This window comes from Xanthomonas sp. SHU 308 (assembly GCF_000364645.1).
In the GTDB taxonomy this organism is placed as follows: Bacteria; Pseudomonadota; Gammaproteobacteria; order Xanthomonadales; family Xanthomonadaceae; genus Xanthomonas_A; species Xanthomonas_A sontii.
Genome location: NZ_AQOK01000116.1, coordinates 1 through 3,369 on the forward strand (window position 1 = coordinate 1; position 3,369 = coordinate 3,369).

Genomic DNA, 3,369 nt, shown 5'->3' on the forward strand with positions numbered 1-3,369 from the left:
GTGCCCAAGCCCGAACCCGCCAAGCCCGTGGCCACCCCGGCCACCACGGCGGCCGCCAAGCCGGCGCCGAGCGTGCCCGCCGCGCCTGCCGCTTCCGGCACCGGCTTCGCCGTGCAGCTGGGCGCGTTCGGCAAGGCCGAGGACGCCAATGCCCTGCGCGACAAGGTGCGCGCGGCCGGCTTCAGCGCCTTCGTCGAGCAGGTGCGCACCGACAAGGGCGCGCTGAACCGGGTGAGGGTCGGCCCGGTCGCCAACCGCGCCGATGCCGAGCAGTTGCGCGCCCAGGTGGCAGCCAAGGTCGGTATCAGCGGTATGGTACGTCCACATCCTTGATCGGGCCGCGGCCCATGGAGTAGCACGATGGTCCAGGGAAGGCAGGCGCGACGCGCGATCGGCGCGATGCAGCGGCTCGGCCGCGGGAGGCGCGCATGATCGACATGGTGCTGTTGACAGTGATCCTGGTTTCGGCCCTGCTCGGGGCCCTGCGCGGGTTCGTCGGCATCGTGGTCGGCACGCTGTCCTGGTTCCTGGCCGGCTGGGCCACGTTCCAGTTCGGCGGCAATGCCGGGCAGTGGCTGGCCAACGGGTCCCGGCCGAGCATGAGCTACTACCTGGGCGGCTACGCGCTGACCTTCGTGACGGTGATGGCGGTGGTCGGCATCACCGGCATGGTGATCCGCACCGCGGTGCGCTCGACCGCGCTGTCGGGCACCGACCGCGCGCTCGGCTTCGGCCTGGGTGCGGCGCGCGGCGGCTTCTTCGCCGCGGTGCTGGCGTTCCTGATGAGCTTCACCCCGCTGACCCGCGAGCCGGACTGGCAGCATTCCATGGTGCTGCCGGTGCTCAACCCGGGCGTGGGCTGGATGCGCGCGCAGATACCGGACTGGCACATGCCGCAGATGCCGCAGATGAACCTGTCGCAGATGCCGCAACTGAACGTGTCGCAGATGAATTTGGGCAACTTGCCCGCGGCAGGCGATAATGCCGCGCTGGGCAACGCCCTGCAGGCCAGTGGGCTGCAGGAGATGATGTCCAAGGCCCTGGGACGTCCCGGGGTGCGGTCCGCGCAGCCCGGGGGCGATCCGTCGCAACTGATGCCCGCGAACATCGATCCGGCGCAGGCGCGTCCGGCGCAATTCGACCCGGCACGGGTCGAACCCAACGGCCAGGCACGGCCACCTTCCCAATAGCGGCATCCCCGCCGCGGAGAGCGTTGACATGTGTGGCATCGTCGGAATCGTCGGCAACCAGAACGTGGCCGGGCAACTCTATGACGGCCTGGCCGTGCTGCAGCACCGCGGCCAGGACGCGGCGGGCATCGCCACCGCCGACGGCACCCGCCTGCGCGTGCAGAAGGCCAACGGGCTGGTCCGCGACGTCTTCGACGAGAAGCGCATGGCGGTGCTGGAAGGCCGCGTCGGCATCGCCCATTGCCGCTATCCGACCGCCGGCTCGGAAGGCATGGACGAGGCGCAGCCGTTCTACGTGAATTCGCCGTACGGCATCGCGCTGGCCCACAACGGCAACCTGGTCAATACCGAAGCCCTGCGCCAGCAGGTGTTCGAGGCCGACCGCCGCAACATCAACACCGATTCGGACAGCGAAGTGCTGCTGAACGTGTTCGCCTACGAGCTCGACGCGCAGCGCATGCTGACCCCGGAGGCGGCGATCCGCGCCGTGGCCGGCGTGCACCGCCGCTGCAAGGGCGGCTACGCGGTGGTCAGCGTGGTGCTGGGCCTGGGCCTGGTCGCGTTCCGCGACCCGCACGGCATCCGTCCGCTGGTGCTGGGCAAGCGCGAGAGCGTGGAGGGCGACGAGTACATCGTCGCCTCCGAGTCCTCGGCGCTGGACATTCTCGGCTTCACCCGCGTGCGCGACGTGCGCCCCGGCGAAGCGCTGGTGATCACCGGCCGCGGCGAGCTGTTCTCCGAGGTCTGCGCCTCGCCCACCGACCACACCCCGTGCATCTTCGAGTACGTGTACTTCGCGCGGCCGGACTCGATGATCGACAACGTCTCGGTGCACAAGGCGCGCATGCGCATGGGCATGAAGCTGGGCGAGAAGATCCTGCGCCTGCGCCCGGATCACGACATCGACACCATCATTCCGATCCCGGACACCTCGCGCGACGCCGCGCTGGAGATCTCCAACGTGCTCGGGGTGAAGTACCGCGAGGGCTTCGTCAAGAACCGCTACATCGGCCGCACCTTCATCATGCCGGGGCAGGGCGAGCGGGTGAAGTCGGTGCGCCGCAAGCTCAATCCGATCCACCTGGAATTCCGCAACCGCGTGGTGCTGCTGGTCGACGACTCGATCGTGCGCGGCACCACCAGTCGGCAGATCGTGCAGATGGCGCGCGACGCCGGCGCGCGCAAGGTGTACCTGGCCAGCGCGGCGCCGCCGGTGCGCTATCCCAACATCTACGGCATCGACATGCCGGCCGCCGACGAACTGGTCGCGCATGGCCGCAGCGAGCAGGAGATCCAGGAATTCCTCGGCTGCGACTGGCTGATCTACCAGGACCTGGAAGACCTGGAGACCGCGGTGCGCGAGGGCAACCCGGAACTGAAGGCGTTCGACTCCTCGTGCTTCAACGGCCAGTACACCACCGGCATCGAACCGGGCTATTTCGAGCGGATCATGCAGCTGCGCTCGGACGAGGCCAAGCGCAAGCGCCGTGCCTGAGTCCCGCCGCCGCGCCCGGGCGCGGCGCATGCTCGCGCTGGCGGGTCTGGCGGCGCTGTGCGGCGGCTGCACTGCTGACGACGCCACGCGGCCGGTGCAGGCGCTGGACGACCCGCGCCTGCGCGACGGCAGCGTGCCGAGTGCGCAGTTGACCATGCTGCAGCTGTACATGGCCCCGGACCAGTTGGCGGTGCTGCAGCCGGGCTACCGCGCACCGCTGGCGATCGCCGGCGCGCAGCGCATCGGCGAGGACCTGCTGCTGCTGCGCCTGCGCGCGCAGCGCTCCTCCGACGACGTGCGCGCCGATGCGCCGCAGTGGGGGTATGCCGTCGATTGCCGCGACGGCACGTCGCGCCTGCTTGCCGCCGGCATCGGCGTCGACGCCGGCTGGCCGTCGGGCGCACCGCTGGCGAGCATCCCCGAACCGCCAGCGGCCGACCGCCGCAGCGCCTTCGCCCTGGCCTGCGCGCATCGCGTGGACTGCGTGTTCAAGGTGCCCGGCAACCGCTGCGAGCAGGCCCAGCGCACCTGGCTGGAACGGCGCCAGGCGGCAGCGCATCCGCAGGCGGCGCCGTGAACGGCGACCTGTACCAGGCCGCGCGCGCCTGCCTGGACGCCGCCGACCCCGACGAGAAGGTGGCGCTGACCCAGCGCCATGCCGCGGCCTGGCGCGACGGCGCGCTC

The 3,369-nt window shown here is 70.7% G+C and carries 4 protein-coding genes and 1 pseudogene; all 5 read left to right on the top strand.

What is annotated here, in order from left to right; genetic code table 11:
- Positions 1-333, top strand: a 333-nt coding sequence (locus D588_RS0105280) for an SPOR domain-containing protein (RefSeq protein WP_017915233.1), incomplete at its 5' end; no start/stop codon positions are given.
- Positions 334-428: 95 nt separating this feature from the next.
- Positions 429-1,190, top strand: a complete 762-nt coding sequence (locus D588_RS0105285; RefSeq protein ID WP_017915234.1) for a CvpA family protein — start codon at positions 429-431, stop codon at positions 1,188-1,190.
- 28 nt (positions 1,191-1,218) lie between these two features.
- A complete protein-coding gene (purF, locus tag D588_RS0105290) occupies positions 1,219-2,685 on the top strand; it encodes an amidophosphoribosyltransferase (protein ID WP_017913998.1) in 1,467 nt (488 codons plus the stop codon).
- Entirely contained in the window at positions 2,678-3,262 is a 585-nt protein-coding gene (locus D588_RS0105295) for a hypothetical protein (protein ID WP_232764228.1), read from the top strand. The genes purF and D588_RS0105295 overlap by 8 nt, the downstream gene beginning before the upstream one ends.
- A pseudogene (locus tag D588_RS27145) lies at positions 3,214-3,369 on the top strand (DUF455 domain-containing protein); the annotation flags it as partial. The gene D588_RS0105295 and the pseudogene D588_RS27145, both read left to right, overlap by 49 nt.